Annotated in this window: 2 protein-coding genes; both read right to left on the bottom strand. The window is 66.1% G+C overall.

The annotated features are described in order from the left end of the window. The coding region (locus AX685_RS15895) for an aldose epimerase family protein (protein WP_443026263.1) at positions 1-589 on the bottom strand (589 nt) is incomplete at its 3' end. A 69-nt stretch (positions 590-658) separates the two neighbouring features. After that, on the bottom strand, positions 659-3466 hold the full coding sequence (locus AX685_RS15890; protein WP_066490396.1) for a TonB-dependent receptor: 2808 nt from the start codon (positions 3464-3466) through the stop codon (positions 659-661). Between the last annotated feature and the right edge of the window lie 168 nt (positions 3467-3634).

Here is a 3634-nt window from a genome sequence, read left to right as displayed (position 1 = left end):
GCCGATGATCGTGGATCGTCGCACCCGCCATGCCCGACAGGTTGAAATAGAGGTGCGACACCAGGTTCACGTGCGTCGCGCGCGTGGTGCGTGCGGTGTAGCGGATCGACAGCGTCCCGGCGTCTTTCAGCGTGAAGGTGGCCGTGGCGGTCAAGGCGCCGGGATAGCCCTGATCGCCGTCGGGGCTGACGTGCGACAGCGTGGCCTGCCGCGCGTCGGCCCCGTCGATCCGCCAGATCGCGCGGTCGAAGCCGTGCGGCCCGCCGTGCAGCTGGTGGCGCCCCTCGTTCGCGGCGAGCGCGATCGTGGCGCCGTCCAGCGGCATCGTGCTGCCCGCGACGCGATTGGCGACGCGCCCGCAGGTCGCGTTCATATAGGCATAGGGGCCGGGTCCGCCGCCGGCCGGATGCGCGGCGGGGGTATCCGGGCCGACCAGCACATTGGCGACGACGCCATGCCGATCGGGGGCGGACAGCGACAGGATCGTGGCGCCCAGATCGGTGATCCGCACCCGCAACGCGCCGTGCGACAGCGTCAGGACATGCGCGACGCGGCCATCTGGCAGCTGCTGGGGAAGGGGGGCGGTCATGCGTGCATCGTGCCAGCATGCGCCGGCCGCCGCGATACCATATGGCATCGCGACGGCCGGTCGCGTGGGTCAGAAGCTGGCGCGCAGTCCCAGCGAGATACGCCGTCCCTGATCGGACACGGTGATGAGCCGTTCCTCGAACCGCGAATAGCTGCGGAACTTGGCGTTGGTGAGGTTCAGCACTTCGAAGAAGGCGGAGACATTGCTGTTGATCCGCGCCGATCCGCTCAGGTCGATCTGGTCGTAGCCGAAGATGTTCTCCGGCTGGCTTTGCGGGCCGAACGTCTGGCGCAGGAACGGCGCGCGCCAGTTGTACGCGCCGCGCAGCTGGAACCCGTCCTTTTCGTAGAACAGCACCACGTTGGCGGTGTCGGACAGCCCCTCGACATTGAACGACTGGTTGCTGAGCGACGGGTCGAAGCGGATCGAACTTTTCACCATCGTATAGTTGGCGCTGGCACCGAAGCCGTCGAGCGGCGCGGGCAGGAAGTCGAAGGTGGTCTGGATCGCCGCCTCAAGCCCGTACACGTCGCCCTTCTGCGCGTTGTATGGACGGTTGGCGAGGAAGGTCAGCCCGAAATATTCCTCCGGCTGCTGCCCGGAGATGATGAAATTCTCCAGCTTCTTGTAGAAGCCCGCGAGGCTCGCGTAGCTCGTGCGGCTGAAATAATAGTCGAGCGAGGCGTCGGCGTTCCACGCCAGGAACGGCTTCAGGAACGGGTTGCCGCCGCTGACCGTGTTCGAGGCGGGCGGGCGGAACACGAAGTCCTGCGACAGCCCCAGCCGGCTGAGCGTCGGCCGCGTCAGCGTGCGCGACCCGGCGAGGCGCGCCGTCAGTTGATCGGTGATGTCGAGCCGGAAGTTCAGCGTGGGCAGGATGTAGGTATATTTGTTGCGCGCATCGACCGGCACCGTCGGGCTGTACACCGGCACTGCGGCGGTGGGATCGGCGGGGTTCTGGATGATGTTGAGCAAGGTCACCGAATAGCCGGTGGCATAGACGTCGGTATGGACCAGCCGCGCACCGGCCATCGCGGTCCAGCGGCTGCTGCCGAAATCGCCCTTGAAGCTGGCCTGCAGGTAACCGGAGAAGGTGTTTTCGCGCACCGTGCCCGAGCCGCGATCGCGATCGATCGGGTCGAGGCTGTTGTTGTTGCCGCGATAGACCGCCAGGAAACGGTTGCGCGCGTCGACGTCCGAAATCTGCGACACCGCCGCGTCCGACCCGTAATAGCGGACCAGCGCGTCGCGGTCATAGGTCAGCCAGGTCAGGTTGCGGCCCTGCACGTTGGCGGTGAAATCGGTGAACAGCGATCCGGGCGCCAGCGCCTGATAGCCGCAATAGAAACAGCCCAGCGGCTCAGGCGATTCGCGCACCACCGTGGTCTTCTTGCGGTTGGTGAACAGCAGGCCGCCCTGCAGCTTGTCGAGGACGGTGCCGATGTCCCAGGTGGCGTCGACCGATGCCTGGTTCACGGTATCGCGGTTGCGCCCGCCGCGTTCCGAGCAGCAGTGCAGCCGCGGCGCCGACTTGTCGTTGGTGGCCAGCGTCTTGGTGATCGACGGCAGCCCGTCCGGCCCGGCGAGCGTGAAGGTGGGCGTCACGCCGATCTGGCGCGTGCCGACGACGTAGAACAGCTGGTCGGAATCGTTGCGGGTATTGGAATGCGCCGCATCGAAGACCAGCGTCAGCGCCTCCGCGGGTTTCCACTCGGCATTGATGCCGAGTTGATAGGTGCGCGCGTTCTGCGGGTTGGTGGCCAGGATATTGTCCGACGCCAGCCCCGCCGTGGCGGTCGCGGGCAGCACCGTGAAGCTGGTCACGGTGCGGTTGTCGTTGAACGTGGCCGAGGTGATCCGGTCGGGATCGGTGTAATAGCCCAGCTGGTTCGTGACGCTGGCGGTCTTCTGCTGGGTATAGAGCGCGTCGAACGCGAATTTCAGCGTGTCCGATGCGACATAGTCGACCGCGAAGGTGCCGCCGATCCGCTCACGATCGTTACGGGTCGAGGTGAAGTTGACCGTCCGCGGCAGCGCGACGCCCTGCGCGCGCGATCCGTCCGCCTGGACCGGGCGGGTGTCCTTCACGCCATCGTTGTTGGTGTCGATATTCTGGTTGGTGATCCAGCCGTCGGTCGACACGTTCGACAGCCGCGAGATGCGCTTGTCGTAGATGAAGCTGGCCAGCACGCCGAAGGTGCGATCCTCGTTCGAGGCGCTGATGACGCCCGATACGACCGGGGTGATGCGATCGGAGGTATTGTCGTGGCGACCGGCGACGCTGCCCGCCATGTGGAAGCCGGCGCGATCGGTCGGGCGCGCGGTACGCAGGATCACGGTCGATCCGATGCCGCCTTCCTGAAGCCGCGCCTCGGACGATTTGTAGACTTCCGCGCCGGTGATGAGTTCCGACGACAGGATGTCGAAGGAGAAGGAGCGGCCGCCGCCTTCCGTCGACAGCAGCCGGCCGTTGAGCAGCACGGTGTTGAATTCCGGTCCCAGTCCGCGGACGGTGATGCCGCGCCCTTCGCCGTTGACGCGATCCACCGACACGCCGGTGATGCGCTGCAGCGATTCGGCGATGTTGGCGTCGGGGAACTCGCCGATGTCCTTGGCGGAGATCGCATCGACGATGCCGACGGTGTCGCGCTTCAGTTCCAGCGCGCTGGCCAGGCTGGCGCGGATGCCGGTGACGACGATGTCGTCGCCCGCCGCAGGGCCGGCGGTGGGGCCGGCCGTATCGACCTGCGCACCGGCGGGACCGGCCGCGCCGGGTTCGCTCTGGGCGAGGGCCGGCGTGGCGCACAGCGCCAGTGCCGTTCCCGACAGCAGCGCCGCCGCCGCCAGCCGTTGCGTGTGATTCCGAATCTGCGCCATAACTGCCTCCCCTGTTTGTTGGAGACAATAAATATGACTTTAGTGGCGTTGTCGAGACAAAATGTTCGCGGCGAAGCCGTAAAACGGGCCGGTCTGTGTGATTTTCACCACATAAACATGGGGTAATCGCGGGAGCGGTACTCCGGGCTGTCACGAGATGAATGCTGG

The organism is Sphingomonas sp. CCH9-F2, from assembly GCF_001556735.1.
GTDB lineage: Bacteria > Pseudomonadota > Alphaproteobacteria > Sphingomonadales > Sphingomonadaceae > Sphingomonas > Sphingomonas ginsenosidimutans.
This window is presented reverse-complemented; position numbering and strand designations above follow the sequence as displayed.

Bases quoted from the DNA above. Each gene is read 5' to 3' on its own strand.
- AX685_RS15890 (WP_066490396.1), bottom strand. From the start codon at position 3,466: ATGGCGCAGATTCGGAATCACACGCAACGGCTGGCGGCGGCGGCGCTG.